The organism is Bacillus sp. FJAT-28004 (assembly GCF_001280845.1).
GTDB lineage: Bacteria > Bacillota > Bacilli > Paenibacillales > Paenibacillaceae > Pristimantibacillus.
The window spans coordinates 2,184,511-2,206,296 of sequence record NZ_LGHP01000001.1 but is presented as its reverse complement, the minus strand read 5'-3'; the positions used below and the strand labels follow the sequence as shown (position 1 = coordinate 2,206,296).

27 protein-coding genes and 1 pseudogene are annotated in these 21,786 nt (G+C 43.3%); 4 read left to right on the top strand and 24 right to left on the bottom strand.

Annotated features, from left to right (window positions below):
• Window positions 1-80: 80 nt before the first annotated feature.
• From panD to AC787_RS09250, 23 genes are all read right to left on the bottom strand, one after another.
• Window positions 81-464 (bottom strand): aspartate 1-decarboxylase, encoded by a 384-nt coding sequence (gene panD / locus AC787_RS09360; protein ID WP_054024523.1) that lies wholly within the window; start codon window positions 462-464, stop codon window positions 81-83.
• A complete protein-coding gene (gene panC / locus AC787_RS09355; RefSeq protein WP_063847506.1) occupies window positions 391-1,341 on the bottom strand; it encodes a pantoate--beta-alanine ligase in 951 nt (316 codons plus the stop codon). Before panC ends, panD begins: the two co-directional genes overlap by 74 nt.
• Complete coding sequence (gene panB / locus AC787_RS09350; protein ID WP_054024522.1) at window positions 1,338-2,249, bottom strand: 3-methyl-2-oxobutanoate hydroxymethyltransferase; 912 nt, start codon at window positions 2,247-2,249, stop codon at window positions 1,338-1,340. Before panB ends, panC begins: the two co-directional genes overlap by 4 nt.
• Before the next feature lie 256 nt (window positions 2,250-2,505).
• A complete protein-coding gene (locus AC787_RS09345) occupies window positions 2,506-3,480 on the bottom strand; it encodes a biotin--[acetyl-CoA-carboxylase] ligase (RefSeq protein WP_054024521.1) in 975 nt (324 codons plus the stop codon).
• A gap of 52 nt (window positions 3,481-3,532) precedes the next feature.
• The gene (locus AC787_RS09340; protein WP_054024520.1) at window positions 3,533-4,810 is read right to left on the bottom strand and encodes a CCA tRNA nucleotidyltransferase; all 1,278 of its coding nucleotides are present in this window, start codon (window positions 4,808-4,810) and stop codon (window positions 3,533-3,535) included.
• Window positions 4,811-4,840: 30 nt separating this feature from the next.
• Window positions 4,841-6,007, bottom strand: coding sequence for an N-acetyl-alpha-D-glucosaminyl L-malate synthase BshA (bshA, locus tag AC787_RS09335; protein ID WP_054024519.1), 1,167 nt, complete (start codon window positions 6,005-6,007; stop codon window positions 4,841-4,843).
• A gap of 64 nt (window positions 6,008-6,071) precedes the next feature.
• Window positions 6,072-6,767, bottom strand: coding sequence for a bacillithiol biosynthesis deacetylase BshB1 (bshB1, locus tag AC787_RS09330; RefSeq protein WP_054024518.1), 696 nt, complete (start codon window positions 6,765-6,767; stop codon window positions 6,072-6,074).
• Window positions 6,767-7,186, bottom strand: a complete 420-nt coding sequence (locus AC787_RS09325) for a methylglyoxal synthase (RefSeq protein WP_200930707.1) — start codon at window positions 7,184-7,186, stop codon at window positions 6,767-6,769. The genes bshB1 and AC787_RS09325 overlap by 1 nt, the downstream gene beginning before the upstream one ends.
• Before the next feature lie 29 nt (window positions 7,187-7,215).
• The gene (gene dapB, locus AC787_RS09320) at window positions 7,216-8,025 is read right to left on the bottom strand and encodes a 4-hydroxy-tetrahydrodipicolinate reductase (protein WP_152970613.1); all 810 of its coding nucleotides are present in this window, start codon (window positions 8,023-8,025) and stop codon (window positions 7,216-7,218) included.
• 1 nt (window position 8,026) lies between these two features.
• A complete protein-coding gene (locus tag AC787_RS09315) occupies window positions 8,027-8,572 on the bottom strand; it encodes a tetratricopeptide repeat protein (RefSeq protein WP_054024517.1) in 546 nt (181 codons plus the stop codon).
• A 54-nt stretch (window positions 8,573-8,626) separates the two neighbouring features.
• Window positions 8,627-8,962, bottom strand: coding sequence for a nucleotide pyrophosphohydrolase (locus tag AC787_RS09310; RefSeq protein ID WP_054024516.1), 336 nt, complete (start codon window positions 8,960-8,962; stop codon window positions 8,627-8,629).
• 192 nt (window positions 8,963-9,154) lie between these two features.
• Entirely contained in the window at window positions 9,155-10,024 is an 870-nt protein-coding gene (locus AC787_RS09305) for a sporulation protein YpjB (RefSeq protein ID WP_054024515.1), read from the bottom strand.
• Between the two features lie 42 nt (window positions 10,025-10,066).
• Entirely contained in the window at window positions 10,067-10,699 is a 633-nt protein-coding gene (locus tag AC787_RS09300; RefSeq protein WP_054024514.1) for a DUF1405 domain-containing protein, read from the bottom strand.
• 91 nt (window positions 10,700-10,790) lie between these two features.
• On the bottom strand, window positions 10,791-11,660 hold the full coding sequence (locus tag AC787_RS09295; RefSeq protein ID WP_054024513.1) for a menaquinol-cytochrome c reductase cytochrome b/c subunit: 870 nt from the start codon (window positions 11,658-11,660) through the stop codon (window positions 10,791-10,793).
• An 18-nt stretch (window positions 11,661-11,678) separates the two neighbouring features.
• Window positions 11,679-12,350, bottom strand: coding sequence for a menaquinol-cytochrome c reductase cytochrome b subunit (gene qcrB / locus AC787_RS09290; protein ID WP_053376377.1), 672 nt, complete (start codon window positions 12,348-12,350; stop codon window positions 11,679-11,681).
• Between the two features lie 16 nt (window positions 12,351-12,366).
• Window positions 12,367-12,900, bottom strand: a complete 534-nt coding sequence (locus AC787_RS09285) for a ubiquinol-cytochrome c reductase iron-sulfur subunit (RefSeq protein ID WP_054024512.1) — start codon at window positions 12,898-12,900, stop codon at window positions 12,367-12,369.
• A gap of 241 nt (window positions 12,901-13,141) precedes the next feature.
• Complete coding sequence (locus tag AC787_RS09280) at window positions 13,142-13,573, bottom strand: DUF2487 family protein (protein WP_235560937.1); 432 nt, start codon at window positions 13,571-13,573, stop codon at window positions 13,142-13,144.
• A 185-nt stretch (window positions 13,574-13,758) separates the two neighbouring features.
• A complete protein-coding gene (locus tag AC787_RS09275; RefSeq protein ID WP_054024511.1) occupies window positions 13,759-13,941 on the bottom strand; it encodes an IDEAL domain-containing protein in 183 nt (60 codons plus the stop codon).
• 22 nt (window positions 13,942-13,963) lie between these two features.
• Window positions 13,964-14,470, bottom strand: coding sequence for a gamma carbonic anhydrase family protein (locus AC787_RS09270; protein ID WP_054024510.1), 507 nt, complete (start codon window positions 14,468-14,470; stop codon window positions 13,964-13,966).
• 107 nt (window positions 14,471-14,577) lie between these two features.
• On the bottom strand, window positions 14,578-15,753 hold the full coding sequence (locus AC787_RS09265; protein WP_054024509.1) for a hypothetical protein: 1,176 nt from the start codon (window positions 15,751-15,753) through the stop codon (window positions 14,578-14,580).
• A gap of 192 nt (window positions 15,754-15,945) precedes the next feature.
• Complete coding sequence (locus tag AC787_RS09260; RefSeq protein ID WP_054024508.1) at window positions 15,946-16,527, bottom strand: histidine phosphatase family protein; 582 nt, start codon at window positions 16,525-16,527, stop codon at window positions 15,946-15,948.
• Between the two features lie 69 nt (window positions 16,528-16,596).
• Entirely contained in the window at window positions 16,597-17,199 is a 603-nt protein-coding gene (locus AC787_RS09255) for an anti-sigma factor family protein (protein ID WP_054024507.1), read from the bottom strand.
• Complete coding sequence (locus AC787_RS09250; RefSeq protein WP_054024506.1) at window positions 17,196-17,792, bottom strand: RNA polymerase sigma factor; 597 nt, start codon at window positions 17,790-17,792, stop codon at window positions 17,196-17,198. The genes AC787_RS09255 and AC787_RS09250 overlap by 4 nt, the downstream gene beginning before the upstream one ends.
• Window positions 17,793-18,190: 398 nt before the next feature.
• Between AC787_RS09250 and AC787_RS33750 the strand changes: the two genes are divergently transcribed.
• From AC787_RS33750 to AC787_RS33165, 3 genes are all read left to right on the top strand, one after another.
• On the top strand, window positions 18,191-18,385 hold the full coding sequence (locus AC787_RS33750; protein ID WP_152970612.1) for a hypothetical protein: 195 nt from the start codon (window positions 18,191-18,193) through the stop codon (window positions 18,383-18,385).
• A 38-nt stretch (window positions 18,386-18,423) separates the two neighbouring features.
• Window positions 18,424-18,618 carry a hypothetical protein gene (locus AC787_RS34360; RefSeq protein WP_054024505.1) on the top strand — a complete coding sequence of 65 codons (195 nt, stop codon included), beginning with the start codon at window positions 18,424-18,426 and terminating at the stop codon, window positions 18,616-18,618.
• Between the two features lie 155 nt (window positions 18,619-18,773).
• The gene (locus tag AC787_RS33165; RefSeq protein ID WP_082360686.1) at window positions 18,774-18,884 is read left to right on the top strand and encodes a sporulation protein YjcZ; all 111 of its coding nucleotides are present in this window, start codon (window positions 18,774-18,776) and stop codon (window positions 18,882-18,884) included.
• A 225-nt stretch (window positions 18,885-19,109) separates the two neighbouring features.
• On the opposite strand, the pseudogene AC787_RS35200 reads toward AC787_RS33165, so the two are convergent.
• A pseudogene (locus AC787_RS35200) lies at window positions 19,110-19,240 on the bottom strand (ATP-binding protein); the annotation flags it as partial.
• A 1,047-nt stretch (window positions 19,241-20,287) separates the two neighbouring features.
• Here AC787_RS35200 and AC787_RS09235 point away from each other — a divergent pair.
• Window positions 20,288-21,778 (top strand): spore germination protein, encoded by a 1,491-nt coding sequence (locus AC787_RS09235; RefSeq protein ID WP_054024503.1) that lies wholly within the window; start codon window positions 20,288-20,290, stop codon window positions 21,776-21,778.
• The last annotated feature ends 8 nt before the right edge of the window (window positions 21,779-21,786 follow it).

The following is a 21,786-nucleotide window of genomic DNA, read 5'->3' as shown; positions in this document are numbered from 1 at the left end:
CATTTTTTGTTTCAACGCAGTTTTTCATACAGCATCCCATTCGTTACATAATACAGGGATTAACGTTACGAAAGATCAAATTACAGGATGGTTGCATGCAGCTCTTCGTTTATTATTTGTAAAGGACGGTTGTTTGCATCCAAAATGGTAACAATCGGTCTGTGTTCTTTGGCATCCGCATCCGTCATCATCGCATAAGAAATAATAATCACCTGATCACCTGGTTGAACTTGTCTAGCGGCTGCGCCATTCAAGCAAATAACACCAGATCCGCGTTCACCAGTAATAACATAGGTTTCAAAGCGCGCACCGTTATTATTGTTAACAATTTGAACCTTTTCATTTTCCCAAATGTTAGCCGCATCCATCAAATCTTCATCTATTGTAATGCTACCTACATAATTCAGGTTCGCTTCTGTTACTGTTGCCCGGTGCAACTTCGATTTCATCATCGTTCTGAACATGCTGGTTCACCTCCGCTATCTGTAATATCCGATTGTCAATAAGCCTTGTTGTGCCAAACTTCACCGCTAATGCCAATATAAGTGGTTGATGGATCGTTTTTAATAAAGCTTTTGCATCCAGCACTTGAAGCGAAGGATAATGAAGCAGCTCGACGTAATCAATTACAGCTTCACTCGCTTTCACCAATTGTAGCTTAACCTTAGCCTCCAGCCGTTCAACCGTCATTTCAGGCTCATTTATCCAATCAGAAGCCTGCGCCAGCGTTTTGGATAAAACGACAGCCTGCTCCCGCTGCTCCGCACTAAGGAAAACGTTTCGCGAGCTTAAAGCAAGACCATCCGGTTCGCGAACGATTGGACTTGGCACGATCTGCACAGGAAAGTTAAGATCACTCACCATCTGTTGAATAACGGCAACCTGCTGCGCATCTTTCATGCCAAAATAAGCTCGATCCGGAGCGACCAAATGAAACAGCTTGCTTACAACCGTCCCCACTCCGTCAAAATGTCCTGGTCTGGAAGCGCCGCATAAACGATCCGTAACCTGATTGACGATGACCATCGTTAATGGCTTTTCCGGATACATTTCCTGAACGGATGGAATAAACACGATGTCAATACCGCATTCTTCCGCAATGGCTAAATCGCGCTTCTCATCACGCGGATAACGGTCCAGATCTTCGTTCGGTCCAAACTGCAGCGGGTTTACAAATATGCTAAGCACAGCCGTATCATTTTCAGCATGAGCTTGTCGCAGTAGGGAAGCATGGCCTTCGTGCAAATAACCCATGGTCGGAACAAAGCCGATACTTTTGTTCTCCTTGCGCACGGCAATTAAATGCTGCTTTAGCTCTGATTTTGTCCGGCAAATGATCATGGCAGTTTGACCTCCTCTTTTGTGAGGCCATCATTTTCAGTTGTTTTATGATTGCCGCTATCATTTGAACCGCAATACAAAGACGGAATAATGGCAGGTTGTGTATTGAATACATGCTCTTCTTCTGGAAAGCTTCCTGTTTTCACATCATCTACATACGATTGGATTGCATTTCTAATTGTTGTACCGATATCTGCATATGTTTTTACGAATTTTTTCTCAAAATAAGGCGATGAATATTGCAATATATCATGATATACAAGCACTTGGCCATCACAACCGCGTCCTGCACCGATTCCTATAACAGGAATCGAAAGCATATCGCTTATCATAGTAGCGATTGGTTCTGTTACTAGCTCCAGAACGATACTGAATGCGCCTGCTTCTTCCAGCGCTCTCGCATCTCTTATGAGCTGCTCCGCTTCGGCGTCTAATTTACCTTGAACTTTGTAGCCGCCAAGCTGATGGACTGATTGTGGTGTAAGACCGATATGTCCCATAACAGGAATACCAGCTTTTACGAGTGCAGCGACATCAGATGCGATGTCAACCCCACCTTCCAGCTTTACAGCTTGGGCTCCGCCTTCTTGCATGATTTTTGCAGCATTGCGCAGTGTTGATTCACGTCCGATGCCATAAGTCATGAAGGGCATATCGGCAACGATAAACGTTTGCTGGGCTCCCCTAGCAACCGCTCTTGTATGATAAACGATGTCATCGATTGTTACGGGTATGGTTGTATCATAACCAAGTACTACATTCCCGAGCGAATCTCCAACCAATATGACATCAATTCCAGCTTCTTCAGCAAGTTTGGCTGAAGGATAATCATAAGCTGTCAAAACGGAAATCGCATTGCGGTCCTGCTTCATCTTTTTAAGTTTCGTAATCGTCAGTCGTTTCCTCATCAGCTTTCATCCTCCCGTTCAATGATAGGATAAACACAAAAAAACCTTTTAGCCGCTGCTAAAAAGGTCCCCAAACTGAAAAGGAAACGTTTGCTTGTTGTGCTTCCTTCTGTCTCGGTCCCTACGGCTCAGAGCAGAGTGTGCATTCCCAACCATTTACATCGTATTTTTTATCACCAGTGCAGCTTCCTTAGAATACCGCCTGATAACTTTAGTTTACCAAAATATCTGCATTACGTAAACGACTAGTAACGTATTATAGCGGTTCGCCCATTTCTGCCGAGAATACAGGCTTAATCGATCCGTCTTCAAGTTGGATTAGAATAGCACCACTCTCATCAAGCCCCATCGGAATCCCAACCATATCGCCTTGTGGGGTCATGAGACGCACTGTTTTGCCCAAAGATACGGACAAAGCTTCCCAAAGCGTTACAATCGGGCTGAAACCTTGCTCATGATAAAGGAAATACAACTGCTCCCATTCCTTCAGAAAATCAGCAATGACTTCTTCTCTTGACCATTTCTGCTGACCACTTATGCGAAGAGATGTTGCTTTCTCCAGCAATTCCACTGGATAATCGGATTCTTCTAGATTAACGCTAATGCCTACCCCTGCAATGACATATCGCAGTCTTTCGTCTTCTGCGGCTGACTCAAGCAAAATCCCGCTAATTTTTTTACCTTCAATAAGCAAATCATTTGGCCATTTAATTCCAATCGGCAACCCAGTTAACCGTTTCAAGCTGCGGCATAACGCAACCGCTGTCAATAACGTGAGCTGTGGCGCAAAATGAATAGGTACGGATGGACGAAGCACCATGCTTATCCAGACACCTTTGCCACGCGGCGAAATCCATCCGCGTCCCATTCGGCCACGGCCTTTGACCTGCTGCTCAGCAACAAATAACGTGCCCTCTAAAGCGCCTTCTTCGGCAGCTGCACGGGCAAGATTTTGAGTTGATTCCACGGTTTCAAAGTAATGAATTTGTTGCCCAAACACTTTAGTATCCAGCCGATTCTCAAGTTTTTCTACAGACAGCATGTCCGGTATGCTAAGGAGACGATAACCAAGCCGCCTTGAAGCTTCAAATTGATACCCTGCTGCTTCCAGCTTGCGAATTTGTTTCCATATTGCTGTTCTGCTAACGCCGAGCTCTTGACTTATGTTTTCTCCTGACACATATTCACCTGGTTTGTCTATAAACAATTGAAGCAAGAGCTCCTGATTCATTTGCACTTTCCTCCTAAAATATTGCAAAGCATTCTGCTGCGTAAGTTACTATTTATCGTCCAAGCGACGCTTGTTCAAGCAAAACGCTTCGATCATTCTTAACCTCTCCAATGGCTACTAATAGTAGTAGTCTGCTCAAAGTTTCACTAACCCAAGGCCCTGCATCTTTTTGCAAATGGTTTGATAGATCCTTGCCCGTCACTTTAAGCTGCTTGAGTGATGAAATGGTCATTAAATCACGCCAGCTCTCCAAACGTCTTAGAAAGTCAGCAGCGAAGCCTTGCTTCATGCCTTCGAGCGTTCGTATAATTTGAATCCATTCGCTGCAAGCACCTTTACCGTAACGAAAAACAATGTTCAACCAGCCCGCGTGAAGCTCACGTTCATTAGTATGATTCGAGATAACTAACATTTCCTTATGTATCGATACGAAATTAGTAATGGTCTTACTTCGCGTATTTGAAAATTTCAGCACTTGCAACGCCTGCTGCGTCGCCTCAACTGATAAATCCAAACCTATAGCCAGTGCTCCCCAGCGACAATCGACAGCTGTCAGCTCATGCAAACGAGAATAAAGCCTTTTCGCCTCACCTAATTGTCCCATCTCTTTTAGCGATTTCAATGTTTCTTCGATAAAAGACTCCTTCAGATGAAACAAAAGGCCGCTTGCAACGACAAAATGCAGTGCCCTTTGAGGCTCAGCTCCTGTTAGCATTTTATCAAGCTCGACCTGTACACGCTCCATCGCAATATACTTCATCAACTCGCGATAACGAATAATCGCTTTCCATGTTCGCAGTGACGGAGTAAGCTGGTAAACGCCAATGAACCTGACCGCTCTTAACATGCGAAGCGCATCCTCTTGAAAACGCGCGTTCGGATCGCCTACTGAACGGAGCAGATTCGACTGCAAATCTTGAATACCTCCATATGGATCGTAAAGCGTACCATCGCTATAAAGTGCCATCGCATTCATTGTAAAATCACGACGCAGCAAATCACCGTCAAGCTCTGTAATATAAAGTACACTTTCAGGCTTGCGATGATCCTCATAAGCAGATTCTTGCCTAAAAGTCGTCACTTCATATGTAATGTCGTCATGTATGACGGTTATTGTTCCATGCTGCAAACCCGTTGGGATGCATCGCTCAAAGAGCCCCAGCACCTGCTCCGGAAGAGCAGACGTGGCGATATCCACATCCTTTATCGATATGCCTAAAAAAGTATCACGAACTGCGCCCCCCACAAAAACGGCTTCGAAATGATGCTCTCGAAGCCGTTCAACGATGGGCAATGCAGCTATGATCGGTGCTGATAATGAAAGCCGCATGTCATACACCTCTCTTTGCTGCGGACTTTATTAGCTATCGCTGCATACAGCGATAGGCAAATCCGCTTCAATGCCGAGTACCCGATAATAGATTTGCTCATATTGTGTTGTAATTACATCATTACAAAACTCGTTTCTCGCTCTAAAGATGCAAGCCTGCTTGAACTGATCATGAAGCTTCTCATCCGTAAGCAGTCTTTCCGTATTTTTTGCCATATCATCCACATCGCCAATAGCAGACAGGAATCCGGTTTCTCCGTGAGTAACAAGTTCAGGAATACCACCGGCATTAGAACCGATAGTCGGAACGCCGCAGGCCATTGCCTCAAGGGCAACGAGTCCGAAGCTTTCTTTCTCTGAAGGAAGCAGAAGGACGTCTGCCATTGAAATGACTTGTGCAACATCCTCTTGTTTGCCTAGAAAATGTACTCGGTCTTCGAGGCCAAGCTGACGAATGCGACACTGGATTTTTGAGAGTTCTGGTCCTTCTCCGACCAAGAGAAGTTTGGACGGTATCTTTTCGGATACACGGGCAAATATTTCAACTACATCCCCAACACGCTTGACCGGACGGAAATTAGAAATATGCATCAGAATCTTTTCATTAGGAGCCGCATAATCTGCCCGCAAGGAAACAGCATCACGCGGATAATAGACACGTTTATCAACAAAGTTATAGGTTAAATCGATTGGTGTCGTTATATCAAGCAGTTGTCTGGTCTCTTGAATCAGATCCTTTGAAACTGCAGTTACGGCATCGCTTTGATGGATTGCAAGACGAATTAAGTTTTTCAACGATTCATCCTGTGCCAGCACCGTAATGTCAGTACCATGAAGCGTTGTAACCGTCTTGAGGCCATCGCCATTCATTTGCTTCGCCAAATAGGCGCAGACCGCATGTGGCACTGCATAATGGACATGTAGCAAGTCAAGCTGCTGCATTTTGGCTACCTGAGCCATCTTGCTCGCTAAAGCTAAATCATAAGGCGGGTAACGAAACACATAATAGTCGTTTACTTCTACCTCATGGTAAAAAATATTTTTATTAAAGTGACCTAATCGAAAAGGAATACTGTGCGTAATAAAATGAATTTCATGACCACGTTCCGCTAGCAATTTACCTAGTTCGGTTGCAACTACGCCCGATCCGCCCAAGGTAGGATAACAGGTTATACCAATCTTTAATTTTCTCGCCACTGTTGTCGCACCTCCTGTGTTCGTTACGTATAACTATTGTATTACACAAGAGCTGTACGAATTGTCAAAAATATTGTATGGCGTGAGGGCGCTTAATTGCGAAGCCCTCTGCATATGCCCAGCCTCTTGCTTGTCCAAGTAACGAATCGCGTGCTTCTACTCGTTCAATGTAATGATTCGTGAGCGGCGTAGCTACTCGGTCGGAACCAGTTGCCGCATCGAATTGTGAACGATAAGCTAAAAGCGCATTTCGTTTTGTCGCTTGAAAATCAGTAATATCAACGGTTAACGATACTTGATCTACATCATTTATATAGTAATAAATAAGCTGTGATACTGAAGCGGCAGGCAACTCCGGCATATAGCGGCGCAGCTTGGCGTTGAACACAGCTTCTTCAATTAATCTGCTGCAAGCCACATGATCAGGATGACGGTCTACCCAATAGGGTGCAAATACAATTCTAGGCTTAAAATAGCGAATTTCTGCCACGATACGTTCGATTTGATCGCGTGTAGGCTCCAAACCCCGATCAGGCAGACCCAAATTAGTACGATCATGCAGTCCCAGCACTTTTGATGCTTCATCTGCTTCTTGTTTTCTCAGCTCGACTGTACCATTGGAGGACATCTCAGCCATCGTCAAATCACATACGCCAACTTTATAACCAGCATGTACATGTTTTGCGATCGTACCGCCCATTCCAATTTCAGCATCATCCGCATGTGCGCCAAAAACGAGTATATCCAGCTCTGCCGTCATTATTCAATACCTGGTTTATATTTATGGACGAGCTCGCGCCAAGCGAAATCACCGCGCTCAAGTGCTTTTACCAGCAGCTCAGCAGTCGCTACATTTGTCGCAACTGGTATGCCTTGTACATCACATAAACGAAGCAAAGCAATAATATCCGGCTCATGCGGCTGTGCCATTAATGGATCACGCAAAAAGATAATCAAATCCATTTCGTTTTGTGCTACCATCGCGCCGATTTGTTGATCGCCGCCAAGGGGTCCTGACATAAACCGATGAATGGATAAGTTTGTTTGTTCCATAATACGAGTACCCGTCGTGCCAGTTGAAAATAACTGATGCCCTACAAATACTTTCTCGTACGCGATAACAAAATTAACGATTTCCTCTTTCTTCCGATCATGCGCAATGAATGCAATGTTCAACATGCCGTTCCCCTCTCCTGCTGCCCATTAATCTAATCCATAATATGTTCAAATCCGTAAATTAAACCGCTATACGTCATTACCTTCTTCACTGCTACGTTTACACCAGGCATATAGCCTGCACGATCATAAGAATCATGTCGGATTTTGAGCGTTTGCCCATAGCCGCCAAACACAACCTCCTGCTGAGCAAATACGCCAGGAAGTCTTACACTATGTATACGGAAGCCGTTATAATATCCGCCGCGCGCACCCTCAATGACTTCTTCCTCTTGCGGGTTCCCTTGACGAAATTCTTTACGTACCTGTGAAATCAATTCTGCAGTTTTTATTGAAGTACCGGATGGAGCATCCAACTTTTGATCACCATGATACTCAATGATTTCAACATGCGGTAAATACTTAGAAGCTTCAGCAGCAAACTTCATCATCAAAATAGCACCGATAGAGAAGTTAGGTGCGATTAGGCCGCCAATTCCTTTTTCTTGACAAAGCTCGTCCAACTCCACGATTTGTTCAGGAGTAAAACCAGTTGTCCCGATAATAGGACGAACTCCCGATTCAATTGCCGTTTTGGTATGGCCATATGCCATCTGTGGCACTGTAAAATCAACTAGAACATCTGCTTGCGCTTTTTGAAGTGCTTCCTCAAGTGTTGCGCTAACTACGACTCCAGTATCGGCTTTTCCAGCAAACAAACCTGCGTCAACTGGACCTGCAGATGGAGCGACGGCCGCCACCAATTGAAGCGACTCGTCCTCCAGCACCATTTTTACAACTTCACGGCCCATTCTCCCGCTTGCACCAGCTACTGCCACGCGTATTTTTTGTGTCGACATCATATCACCTGTTCCTTTTTCTTTTTGATGCATCCATTTGAAATCGCAGCATTCGCCTCTTACGATTAACGTCAGCAAATAACCTTCTCGCTGCCGAATGGCTGGGATCAAGCCGCATGGCTTCCCTTGCGTTAATTACCGCGTTATCGTATTGATTAAGAGAAGCATACAAAACGCCGAGCGTATAAAATGCATCGAAGTTTAATGGATCAAGCAATGCTGCCCTCTCCAGCAATGGTGCAGCTTCAAGCAACTCTGGCGGCACTTTTGTCAGCAGAAAATTGGCTTCCGCTTGCAAAATTCCTGCTTCAACGGTTTGCAGATGATATTTATACTCTGCAAGCTCAGGCTCAAGCCTAACTGCTGTTTCTGCATGCTGTTTGGCTTTTGACCATTTTCCGCTTCGAGCGCATGATACGGCGCATGTATGATAATAGAATGCATTCTCCGGTTCAACCTCAATGGCTTTCTCAAACCAATATATCGCTTGCTCGAAATCACTATTAAAGATGAATTCATAGGCTTTTTTCATGCAGCTCTCTCCATCCATCCGCCCATCCTCCTTGTACACAGGTTGATGGTACAGCATATGTATGGAGCTTGTTTACTGTTCGGTTATTTTCTTCGTCCACCGATTCGCATCGCGAGTAGCAAACTTATGCATGACTTTATTATGCGCTTCGGTTAAATCTATATTGAGTGAATTAGCGAAGCACGAAAGAATAAATAAAATATCTCCAAGCTCCATTTCAACGGAATTATCCGCTTCATCGGCTTTTTTTGGTTTTTCTCCATAAAAATGGTTCACCTCGCGAGCAAGCTCGCCCACTTCTTCAGACATTCTTGCCATCAATGCAAGTGGACTGAAGTAACCTTCTTTAAATTGAGAAATATAATCATCAACTTCTCGCTGAATATCTGACAACGTTTTTTCCGACATCTGTACTTTTCCTTTCTGTCGATAGCTATACATTCATATGTTAACTTAAAGACCTAAACAAAATCAATGTTTTTAAATAGCTTTCTCTGAATAGCAAAAAAGTCGTCTATTGCGTCGTTCAGCAGCAACGAATTTGCCGCTAAAATCGAATGTACGCAATATCGACTTTCGAGCTTTTGAGAAATCGGCCATTTAGGTTAAAGGCTTGACTCCAAAAGGATTTGTTTTGTATTTTCTCCACCCTGTATAGGTAAGGATGGCTGAAATAAAAGCACCTAAAAATAGTGTCCAGCGCAGTGGATTCGAGATTGGCACTGCAGCGACAACGGGAACATCTGCTTCCAATTGGTTCTGATTAAACAATCGAACGAGCGTTTCCTTTAACTCAAGCAAAGATCGATTAATCTGAGCATTATTATTTTTATCATTTCGAGATGCTTCCAGCAGTCGATTTGTATATTGAATCCGTTCAGTCAGCTCTGCTTCATGTTTGCTTCCATACAGCATACTCACAGCAGGTTTAATGCGATTCGCATGTTGTTCCAAACTTATCATTACAGCACGTGCTGCTATCGCTCCATCATCAGTTTGTCGCTTCCAAGCTTTTTCTACCCGAGAAATATCGTCCAGCATAATTTTTTCATATTGCAGCCACAACGCGTTTTCAGGCCTCGCAAGTGCATCAGCTGCTAGCTTAAGCCGCGCTGCTTCTAGAAACCAGCTTGTCCCTATTGAGCCTTTTACGAGCGTTTTCTCAATCGCGCTAGCATCTTTTTCAACCGCCACCCAACCATCAGCATTTCCTGATGAGTATTTAAGTCCTCCATCAACCATTTGCTGAAGCTGCTGGACATATTGATAAGCCGCTTGTCGATTATTTGTATAAGCTGCTTCATATAACGAACTTGCAATATCATCCAGACGTTGAACTTGTTTGCCCGGATCTGGCGTCAACATCGTTGCATATGCTTGAAGCGCTGCTCCGCTACCCCAAACTAAATTAACATAACCTATCGTCATGACGATACATAAGACGAATGGAATTATAAATCGTACCTTCATGGACATCCCCCCATAGTACACTTTATGAGGGGATGTCCATCGTTATACCTTCTTTCTAAAACGCAAAACGAGTAAACCCGCACATAAGCTGAAGATCGACAAACCATATGTAAACATGCGAACTGCTGTTAAATCATCCTGCAATTCATCTGCAAGATACGGAAAAATTCCAAATGTGTAATCGACCGTATCATTTAGAAGAAGCCATCCAGTTGCTATAATAAGCGAGAATGCCCCTGCTTTCATAAATCTGAAGAAAAGCAAAGCCTCAAACGCCATTCCAAGGTGGGAGGCCATAAGCATGTAATGCTGCCAATTCAGTTCAGAACCCTGCCATGCTCCCGCTAAAATCATCGATACAGCCCAAATGCCGTATTTGACTGAACACACAACAGCTAACCCTTCTATAATGTAACGTCCAATCATAACGAGGCCGTAAGAGCGTTTTGGAGGAAACAAAAAATAAAGAAGAGCAATAGTGAAGAACAAACTTGCTGTCGGAGAATCAGGTACAAAAACAATTTGCCACAAAGGATGGCTATTTAAGGTTTCAGCTAATTGTCCTTCGTACCAGATGTAGCCATAAACCGTTCCAAAGAAATTAACAATAAACAACAACCACAAAAATGGTCGGCTTAGCAAAAATTCACGGCTCCAAAAAATAGCGAGCATGATGAATCACTTCTCCTTCGCTTTAACATAGAAAGGGCATATATTCGAAGAAAAACCTGACCGTGTAATACGATCAGGTTTTTCTTTTTAAGATTTATTCTGTTGCCGCTTTTTGTTTGGACAGCCAAGTAGTCAGCTGATCAATTTCTTCGGCAGACAAAGTATCAGCGAATGGTGGCATGCCGTTACGACCGTTCGTAACAACTTCCACAAGCTGCTCTTTAGACAAAACATCGCCAACCCCAACTAAACTAGGAACTGATCCTTGGCCTTTTAGGTCAGCAGCGTGACATGAAATACATTTCGCTTGCTCAGCAATCTTCATTGCTGGATCATTCGCATCAACAAGTGAAGCTTCAACCGCTGGTTTCGTGTAGTTCGGACGCTCTTGGCCTGCTAATGCAGCCTCACGCGCCTTCTCTTCACGCTCATGATGTTCAGGCACTTGACCATTGATTTCAAGTTGATGTTGGTAGTGATCCCATGAAACAACTGTCAAATAAACACAAGCTACAAGTGTTAGTCCCATCAATGAGGATGCAATCGGACGGCGGTAGAAGCGACGCTCCTTGCCAGTGTCGAGGAATGGTGCAAGTAACAACGCACCAAACATGATTGCAGGAATACCAACTGTTCCGAGCAAGATGTAATCTTGCGAAACATATGGGTATTTCAAAAATTGATACAAGAATAAAAAGTACCAATCCGGCATCGGTATGAATGCCGCATTCGTAGGATCTGCTGGATAGCCTAGTGGTGCTGGCTCAGCAATGACCCATACTAGAAAACCAACCAATACGACACAGCCGACCATCCATTCCTTAAGCAGGAAGTTTGGAATAAACGCTTCCGATTTACCTGGGAAAGACGTGTAGTCTGGCGGAATGTTCGGATGGTTGTTTTTCTTAACACGCGAGTCGCCAACATAGACAACCTTCTCGTTCGAATTATGACCATGCGCCATAAGTATGCCTCCCTTCGCTTAAAGTGGTCCCGAAATACCTTGTTTCCGAATCATGATAAAGTGCGCAGCCAACATTGCGATCAAAGCGCCAGGTAAGAAGAATACATGGATCGCAAAGAAGCGAGTTAGAGTTTGCGCGCCTACGATATCACCGCCGTAAAGGAATGAAGCGAGATATGGTCCGATTACCGGTACGGATTCAGCAATTTGGACACCAACTTTTGTTGCGTAGTAAGCTTTGTTATCCCAAGGAAGCAGGTAACCTGTGAATCCTAGGCCTAACATGATGAAGAAGATTAGCATTCCGACAACCCAGTTCATTTCGCGCGGCGCTTTGTAAGAACCGGTAAAAAACACTCGAAGGGTATGTAAGAACATCATAACAATGACTAAGCTTGCCCCAAAATGGTGCATGCCGCGAACAATTTGTCCGAATGCAACCTTGTGCTGCAGGTAATCAACGCTTGCATATGCGTTGATAATGTCCGGAACATAATACATTGTCAAAAACATACCGGACAAGATTTGAATTACGGTGATAAAAAACGTCAAACCGCCGAAACAATAAACGAATGCGGAAAAATGATGCGCTGGGTTAACGTGCTCAGGCACTTCATGGTCAGCTACATCTCTCCACAGAGGCGTAATGTCAAGACGCTCGTCGATCCAGTTGTAAACACTTTTAAACATCTGCCATACGACCTCCTTATTTCATTCTTGTATTCGGCATTACTGGACCCAAGTACACGAAGCCGTCTTCAAGCTTCACTTCGTACTCATCCAATGGATTCGGGGCAACTGTAATGTTTTTCCCGTCTTTCGTGTAGCGCGCATCGTGACAAGGACAATCGTATTCATTTTGACCTTTTGTGTTCCATCCGATCGTACAACCTAAGTGTTTGCATACTGGTGAAAGTGCAAAGATCTTGCCATTCGCATCCTTCGAAATCCAAGCTGCAAGCTCTGGGTCACTTACGTACCAACCGTCGATCTGATGAATTTTAAATTTGAATTCTTGTGGTTCGGTCGTAATTTTGCTCTCTTCCACAACTTTTACGTATGTACCCTCGCCCTTTTTCTTAAGGAGTGGATCCACTGCGAAACGAACCATTGGTAATACCGCGCCGCCCATCATAAATGCAGTTGTGCCGCCAAGCGTATATGACAAAAATTGACGCCGGGACATTTCTTTGCGCTGAACCGGTCGATGCGCGGTCTCGTGTTGTTCATGGTTACTCATCTTCTGTTCTAACCCCCTTTGCCAACCATATCTCGCGTCTTGCCGCAGGGCAAAAACACATGACGAACTAGGACATAACTTATAATAGCCTAGGTGCTTGGGAGCGTCAAGAATATGGCTTCATATTTGAACGTTTATCAAATTATCGTTCAATAATTTGTTATCATTTTGTCACATTTGACCTTGTCTGGCATTTGTTTTCCCCGAAATCTGAATATATTATACGACAATTTTATGAAATTCATGTAGCCTGTCCACTCCATAAACTTCGGATAGCATTCGAAACATCGGATTGCAGCGGCAGCTCACCTTCGTTACTCGGACCAAACCATAAATCAACCTCTGGACATTCGACAATCAATTGTTTATTTGCGGTTACCACAATGACATAACGAAATCCACCGCGCTTCGCTGCAGCGCACCATTCATTTAAATGCTCTGAAAGACGCTCGCTGTCGGATATGTAATGCCAAGCAGGATAAGTGACCACCCGTCCTTTAAAAGGGATTTCTATTAAATCCATTATGTCCCTAAGCTGCTCGAGCCATTCTGTCGCCTCATACGGCTTTGCAGTATTCGGCATTCCAGTCACAGGAAGCAGACAGGTATCCAAATAAGGACTTAACTCCTCCCATTGTTCTCTCGTTATTTCACTAAATTTCATCGTTTCCATTCTCACTCCTTAACATAATTGCAGCCTTTATCAACATCACTGCTTCTATGTTAACTCCATTTCTGCTGATTGCCAAACCCAATCTACAGAAAAAAGCTTCCCTGAATCAAAACCGAACATAATCATCCGAATTTGATTGGGAAGCTTCTTGGCTAAATCGTCATTAACAAAAAGGACGACACTCGCTATTTTTTTAAAGCATTTAACTGTTTCGCAAGACGGTAAAACGTATCCTCGTCACCTGCGGCCAGTGCTTTGTCAATTGCCGTATAAATTTGGTTGGTTTGAAATTTCAATACCGCATCGTCAAGCACAAATTCTGCGGCCAAACCTAGCATCGCTTCATACGTTACTTTCATTTTGTCCATAGGATACACCTCCAAACCGGCGTTAAGAGATCCTATATTCTACTCCCTTTGTCACGTAGCTCTCCATCGTCTTTTTCATACGCTGTAAATCGTCCTCTGTTAATTCTCTTACGACTTTGGCGGGTGATCCGATAGATAGAGTATAGGATGGTATTTTTTTGTTCTCTGTAACAATCGAACCGGCTCCTATTAAAGCATATTCACCAATGTCTGCGCCGTTAAGTACGATTGCCCCCATTCCAATTAATGTGCCTCTGCCTATGGTACAGCCATGTATAATAGCGGCATGACCGATAGACACCTCATCAGCTAGAATCAAAGGTTGATTCACATTCAAGTGACCGACGACTCCATCTTGAATATTGCAGCTATGACCGATTTGTATAGGTGCAAGATCTCCTCGCAGCACCGCATTATACCAAACGGTGCTTTTCTCAGCAATCGTTACATCGCCAATTATTTTTGCGCCTTCTGCTATGTATACATCTTCATGAATGTTAGGCATTACGCCTTTGTATGGGATCAACAAATCTCTTCAGCCCTCTCTGATCGATCAAATATAGCAAGCTCTTACTGTCTTATTCTTCTACTGTAGCTCATATTTGATCTTACTCCAAGGGCTGCTCTATTACAAAATCAATGCACAACTACTGGACCTGACTCCTCTATGCTGACACCTGCAACCACTGCGTGCCCTGCCTTTGTCATTCGGACAACAGCCCCATAAATCGGATGCTCACCCAGTCGAAGCAGACCTAAATGAACCATCATAGCCATAATGCGCTGCTCCAAAATCGTATTTGCATCGTCGTAAAAATAAGGCTTGATGAACGGAACAAGCACATTTCTTAGTGATTCTACCGAAACCCACTCAACAGCTAGTGTATTTATCCAATGCACTAGCGACAGTAAATGTGTAATTGGTCCCTTGTATAGCTTCAGCCAAAATCGGTAGATTTGATCTGCTTCTCCTGAAGGCCTGCTATTCATGCGTTCCTCACCAGCCCCCGTCACGGTCAACAGCGTCTGATTCTCACTAATATACTTTGCGTGATAACAATAATCGTATACAAACGAGAACCGGTTCGGGTATTGGTTAAAATGTCTGCCATACCCAAAACGCCATGCGCCTTTTGCGGGAAGATCCTCCTGAACGCCAAAACGGTCAAGCAACTGCAAGGTGAAACGCTTGTACATCGAGCCGTCTGATGTTAGCTGTACTTCATTATGGAACGTGTAATGAAGCAGATGTGTGATATCGTCATGAATAAGCATTTGCTCATCACGATATATAGGTGGCTCATCCGTGTATTGCAGATCAGCTGCAAATCTTTTGGCTAACGTATCTCGAAAGCGTGCCTTTAGATCGTTTGGCACTTGAAAGAGATACCTGCTTGGTCCACTGAAGCCGTTAAACAACCAACCTTGATGCTTGAATTTGGCTATCATTTCACGCGGGCTTAGCTGCTTATCGACTGCTTCTGTCTTTTTTTTGGTACGTTTTGTTTTTTTCGGCGGGTCTAACTCTGGTTTGATGACCTCTTCCCCGAATCTGCTGTGCTGTACGCGTGCAAGCAAATCCTCCAGACTAAAGGAGTTTCTTGCTTCGAACAGCAAAGAATTAAGGAATCGTAAATCCTCCATCTTCATGCTGCTTATTTGCGCTTCAAAAACATCATTTCGACTTACGGTAGAGAGAATGGATTGGATCAAATCGTTTTTGGAATGTCCGTTGCATTCGCATCGGTAAACATCTGCAATTCTGCTAAGTTGTTGAATATCTGCATAACCTAGCATATCCGATAAATTCATAGCTCTCTCCTTTCTACAGAAGCCGCATTGTAACTTCAAGCGCCCCGCTTCGTAAGGGTATTGTGTAATGAATAAGCGTCAGTTGATATCATTATGGGAAAATATCTAATGTTTTATAACCTAGATTGCAAGGACTTTATACAAAAAAAAGCCCCTCCTTTAAAAAATAAAGGCGGGGCTTCAATGAGGATCTTAAATTTCGTTTAAATGAATAGTGCAATTATATAACTGTGGATGCCATTTCTCTTCACGAAGCTCCAATATGGAGTAGGACAGATTGGATAAATATTGGTCATCAAGACCAGAACACAGCTCTTCAAGCACTTGAGCTAGAAAACTGCCATGTGAAACGACGAGCAAGTTACGCTGTGGAAACTGCTGCTTCCATTCACTTATAGCGCTCAACCCTCTTGCTCTAACCTCTGCGTTCGATTCTACACCCTCTGCGACATCCCGCCACCCCGTGCCCCAGCGTTCAAGTCGCTCCTGTTCCTTTGTTCCCTCAACTTCACCAAAACACCGCTCTCTCAAACGCAGATCACTCTCAAGCAAAGGGATATTCAGCTTTTCCGCAATAATCTGTGCAGTCGCATAGGCTCTTTGCAGGTCACTCGATATAACAGCATCCCATATCTGATCTTCGCGGCTTAAACGCTCTGCAAGCGCTATGGCTTGTGCAATGCCTACCTCATTTAATGGAATATCCGTTTGTCCTTGAATCTTTCCTTCTGCATTCCAGTCTGTTTTACCATGGCGTACTAATCCAATTAACAAGCAGCATTCAGCTCCTTTATATAGTAGACACAACAAAAGCTCCCTAGGGAGCTTTATGATCCATCAGCACTAGCTTCGAGTTCTAGACAGCCAATTCAAGATAAGCAGCGTCATAATTAATCCAAGCAATGACAAAGCAACATAATATTGCGGAAAGGCTGGCATCACCTTTAGAACGAATGGTTCGCTTATGCTGGCAACCGGAACCTCTGCATAAAAGCCCGCTGTAATTACCCCATCGCCTGACGCATTTACTGTATCCATCAAGCCGCTTAGTTCGGCAATTTCAGCTTGCGATACACTGCCTTGATTATCAAATATGAATACAAAGAAAGCACTAGCGAACAATGCCATGCAGGCTGCAACGATCAACGCAATATTGCGGCGAAACGACTTCGAAAACTGATAGCTTTTGTGCGGAACGGGCATTAACCAAGATTCCTCAGCATAAATGCGATCCATCACATTTCGATTCACATGTTCAATGGGTCCGAGGCTCTCATCTTCCTCTGATAAGAAACGAATGAGATCCTCGCTCTCTTCCCACAGCTCAAACTGCTCCGCACATGTCTTACACTCAAGCAAATGAGTGTCTATCGCTATCCGCAATTCATCGTGATCAGATAAATCCCAATATTCGCCGAATTTGTCTTGCGCATCGTTGCAATTCATCTCGTATTCATCCCTTCGAATTCTTCCATCAACGGCGATTGTCCGAAATACGGCTCCAGCTGCGTTTTTACGCTTGCCCTTGCTCGGAATAGCAGTGATTTAACAGAACTGACCGTTTGTCCTAAAATATTTGCAATTTCTTGGTAGTCCAGCTGGTCATATTCCCGAAGAATAAGCGCTGAGCGTTGTTTTTCTGGTAAGTTATTTATCGCCTCTCGCACCATGGCCATACGTTCATTCCGAAGTACATGCTGTTCAGGAATCGCGTCAAGCGCAGCGACAGGCTCGAATCCCGATTCATCAAGTGATACATGCGCTGATTTTTGTTTGCGAAGCTCGCTAAGTACCGTATTTCGCGCGATCGTATATAACCACGTTGAAAAAGAAGCATCCAGTTCGCGGAACGAATGAAGGCTGCGGTATGCTTTATAGAAGGTCTCGGAACACAAATCCTCAGCTAATAGCTCGAGCTTTGCACTCTTCAGCATGTGATAGATAAAAGCTAATATTTTTCGTTGGTAGCGCCGCATAAGCTCGGAGTACAGCTCGACATTGCCATCCTTTATCTCTCGTATCAATTGGGAATCAGTCATGACAGGCGAACCTCCTCCACCTGCGGATTATTCCCGGACCGCTATATAGCATTGTACCGTCCCGGGAACGAAAAGTTGCGGTGTTTATCATAATTAATTCAAAAAAAACGAATATACATATTATTCGTGTTTCGAGGGCAAATTCCTGCCTCATTCGACAAAAGGATAAAATACAATATTTTTACAGACTTGGATGATGAAATGGGGATTTAACTTTTTTGATTCAAATCCTCCATACATCTAATTAATATAACATTTTTAAAGATTATTCTCTCCTACCTTTCCTCAATCACTAGTCATATGACATATAAACTATGTCTCTGTAACAAACACACAATCACATCAATATATTCAAACATATCTTATATAGTATTCAAATAAGAGGAGGTTTTAAAATAATGTCCCATAATATTGGAACGATCTTAGTTCTCTTCATTCTACTAGTCATTGTCGCGTGTAGTGGAGGCGTGTTAGGTCGTAATGAAAGAAATGATGATAGACACGATGAAAAAAACAATGTACGAGGCATCGAAAATAGAAACAATAGAGTTAGCGACAGAGGTTATGGCTGCGGTTGCGGTCTAGGGTACTAATTTATATATTCATTAAATAATAGGAGGTTTTTTGAATAATGTCTCATAACATTGGTACGATCTTAGTTCTCTTCATTTTATTGGTAATTGTTGCTTGCAGCTGTGGCGTTTTAGGCCGCAATGAAAGAAAAAATGATAGACAGGTAGAAAACATAAATGAACGTAACAACGAGAGAAAACACGAAAGAGTGAGTGACAGAAACTACGGCGGAAGTTGCGGATTAGGTTACTAATTGAATGTCCTACAACGCATCCACTATCACACTCTAATATTCATAATATAGGCCAATGGTCTTGGGCAAATGCCTCCCCATGACAAATATCCAGTCACTAAGCTTCTCTAATGCATAACTTACAATGTACACAAGTCGCAAGGAGGTGGATTTTTATGTCAGGATTCGTTGGTGGTGCTAATAATAGTATTGGTTTTATTCTGGTACTGTTTATTTTGTTGGTGATTATTTCTTGCAGCTGCGGTATTTTCGGTGGAGGATACTAATAAATAATATTTGAAGAACTTAATGATTCTTTATGCTTTCAAACCGCTGATTACCATTATGTTCTTCCCAAAAGACCCATTAAGTGGGTCTTTTGGTTTTTTCGTATTGTACCTACTCCCCGCAAAAAATAGATTATTTGTTTTCATTTATCGGTTTAAATGTCCTTCCAGCAATGAATATATACTGCAATTCATTTGGTTGAATGATCGTACCTCCACCTGCATGATACCGATAATTAAACTGTCCAGCGCGGCTTTAACAACTTCTGTTGTTACCGTTTCAAGCTTATTATTTCAAGTATTCTTTCAATCTGAGTGAACAGTCTCTGTATAAGCCTGAAGTTCCCACCAGTAATTTAATCGGAAATTTCAGGAGAAATAGCCGTACATAAGGTAAGCATTTGAAGTGATCTCCAGCTTTTCCCCTGCTCCACACGGAGCGTGCGACTTTCACCGCGCTCCCTTTAACTGAACGTACTAGATCATAAGCATCCTCGTTACGCACAGATTTGGGATTATTCGTATCCCAAAATCGTTAAGTTTGCACTGTGGAAAGTCCCACGTTCATACCCGATTGGTGCAAATCACGCTTGGAGAATGATCGTTCTTTTCAGTTAGACTTGGGATTGTTCCTCCATTCCCATTACAGAAACTTCAGCAGTCGTACCCCTACCCTCACAAGGATAAATGCATTTAGGCAAATGCCTTATAGCAACCGTTTTGGGTGACAGCCCTTGTTGCAACGTCCCTTGTTTTCCAAGTCCCTTACAACCTAGCTCTTCGTTCTGGACTTAAGAGCTACCTCTAGGCCTGTGAGTTTAATGCCGCCATTGTTCGGCATAGCGTATTTCATAGAGAAAATTCTTACTTTACGCCGCTCACCCCACCGTTTAATGGACCATATTTTTCCATATGTTCTAACTTTAGACCCGTACATCCGGTTGTTCGTCAGTTCCTTCTGGGGAACATTCTCACCATATCCAGTTTTTCAGCCGCGCGGCATATCTGTTGGCATACCTTTTCTATTAGAATGGCTCCAGCCTTCGTTCTGCCGAATCTACCTATACTTCATACCCCATGACCTTACAGCCACGACGCATGCAGGAGTATTGTCGGGATGGTTTCAGGAAACATGGCTCCGTCATTCCCATCCTCGGTTGTAAAGTTGAGATTAATCATTTGTAATCTCCTGCATTTCACGCAGTATGACGCTTATAGTAGAACTTGTCGTACTTTCCCGTTAGCTTAATGAAGCATCGTCAGTCTACAACTTTATTTGCCGAGTCTTAAACATTATTTTCTTCTGACATAGACTCCAACTGGCATTTATGATATCTCAAGAATAATTGCGGATGTTATGGTTAAAAATACCTTTATCTAAAATACCGATACGAGGAAATTACATGGAAAAAGCGAAAACAGACTTCAAGGATATAGCAGAACTAAAAAAAATAGTTAAGCAATCGAGCGACTTTAATACGATTCAAATTTCTATAGAAAGTCACCGACTAAGCATCTCCTATTTCAAAACATTGATCGATGAGAAATCACTTCAATCAAATGTTATTCTTCCCTTGCAAAACCGCGCATTGGATTCAGAATTCAGGCAGCTTGAGGATTTAAAAGCCTGGATTCCGATTGAAGACGTAGAGATAACGGATCAGGCTGAGGACGTTCAAGCAAAACTATTGAAAGGGTACGCAGTTGCCGCGCTTGATGAAGACGATCGCAAACACGCATTGATACCTATATCAAACAGAGAAGGATTTCGAAAAACCAATGACACCGAAAACGAGTTCAGCGTCGTCGGACCCAAAGTAGGGTTTGTTGAGGACATCGATACAAACATCGGCTTGTTACGAAGGCAGATCAACATCCCAACCTTGGTTGTAAAAGAAATCATGATCGGCTCAACATCCAAAACAAGAGTCGCCATCGTTTACATCGACGGAGTAACCAATAAGCAATACGTTCAAACCGTAGAGCAAAGGCTGAAGCAAATCGACTATGACGTTATATTCGACACGTCTCAATTGGACCAATTCATTTCGGACAACTCATTGACACCGTTCCCGTTATTTCTGTCTACGGAACGCAGAGACCGGGTCGTGTATGCGCTAATTAACGGGCAAGTTGCGTTTATTAGCGACGGGTCACCTTATTTTGTTACAGGCCCCTCTACATTATTTGACTTTTTCCTCTCTCCGGAAGATTATTATTTGCCTTGGATATTGGGTTCATTTTTTAGGATGATTCGTATTTTCGGTGTTATTTTTTCGTTATTCGCAACGTCAATGTATATCGCAATAACCACTTTTCATTATGAGGTCATTCCGAGGGATTTGTTGGAGCCGTTAATTTTCTCTAGAAAAAACGTCCCTTTTCCTCCTCTACTTGAAGTGCTTTTTTTGGAAATAACGATCGAATTTCTCCGGGAGGCCGGCGCCAGATTGCCGACAAAGATCGGTCAAACATTAGGTATCGTAGGAGGTATCGTTATTGGTCAAGCTACGGTCCTAGCCGGTTTGACAAGCAATATTTTGGTTATCATCGTCGCCTTTTCGGCGTTGGCCTCGTTTGCGACGCCGATTTATAAGATGTCAAACGCGATCCGGTTTTTACGTTTCCCATTGATCGTTGCATCATCTATATGGGGAGCTCCAGGACTGTTTATCGGGCTTGGTTTTCTGCTCGTCCACCTTACCCGTCTGACCTCGTTAGGCGTACCGTATATCGTGCCAATTAATCCTTTAAGGATCCAGGATCTCAAAGATAGCTTTATACGTCCGTCGTATCAATTTACTAATGATAGACCGAGGTATTTAAGACCAAATTCTTTAGTCAGATACAAACCTGGACATTTTAAACGGGAGAACGATTTGGATAGAGAATGACGGAGAAA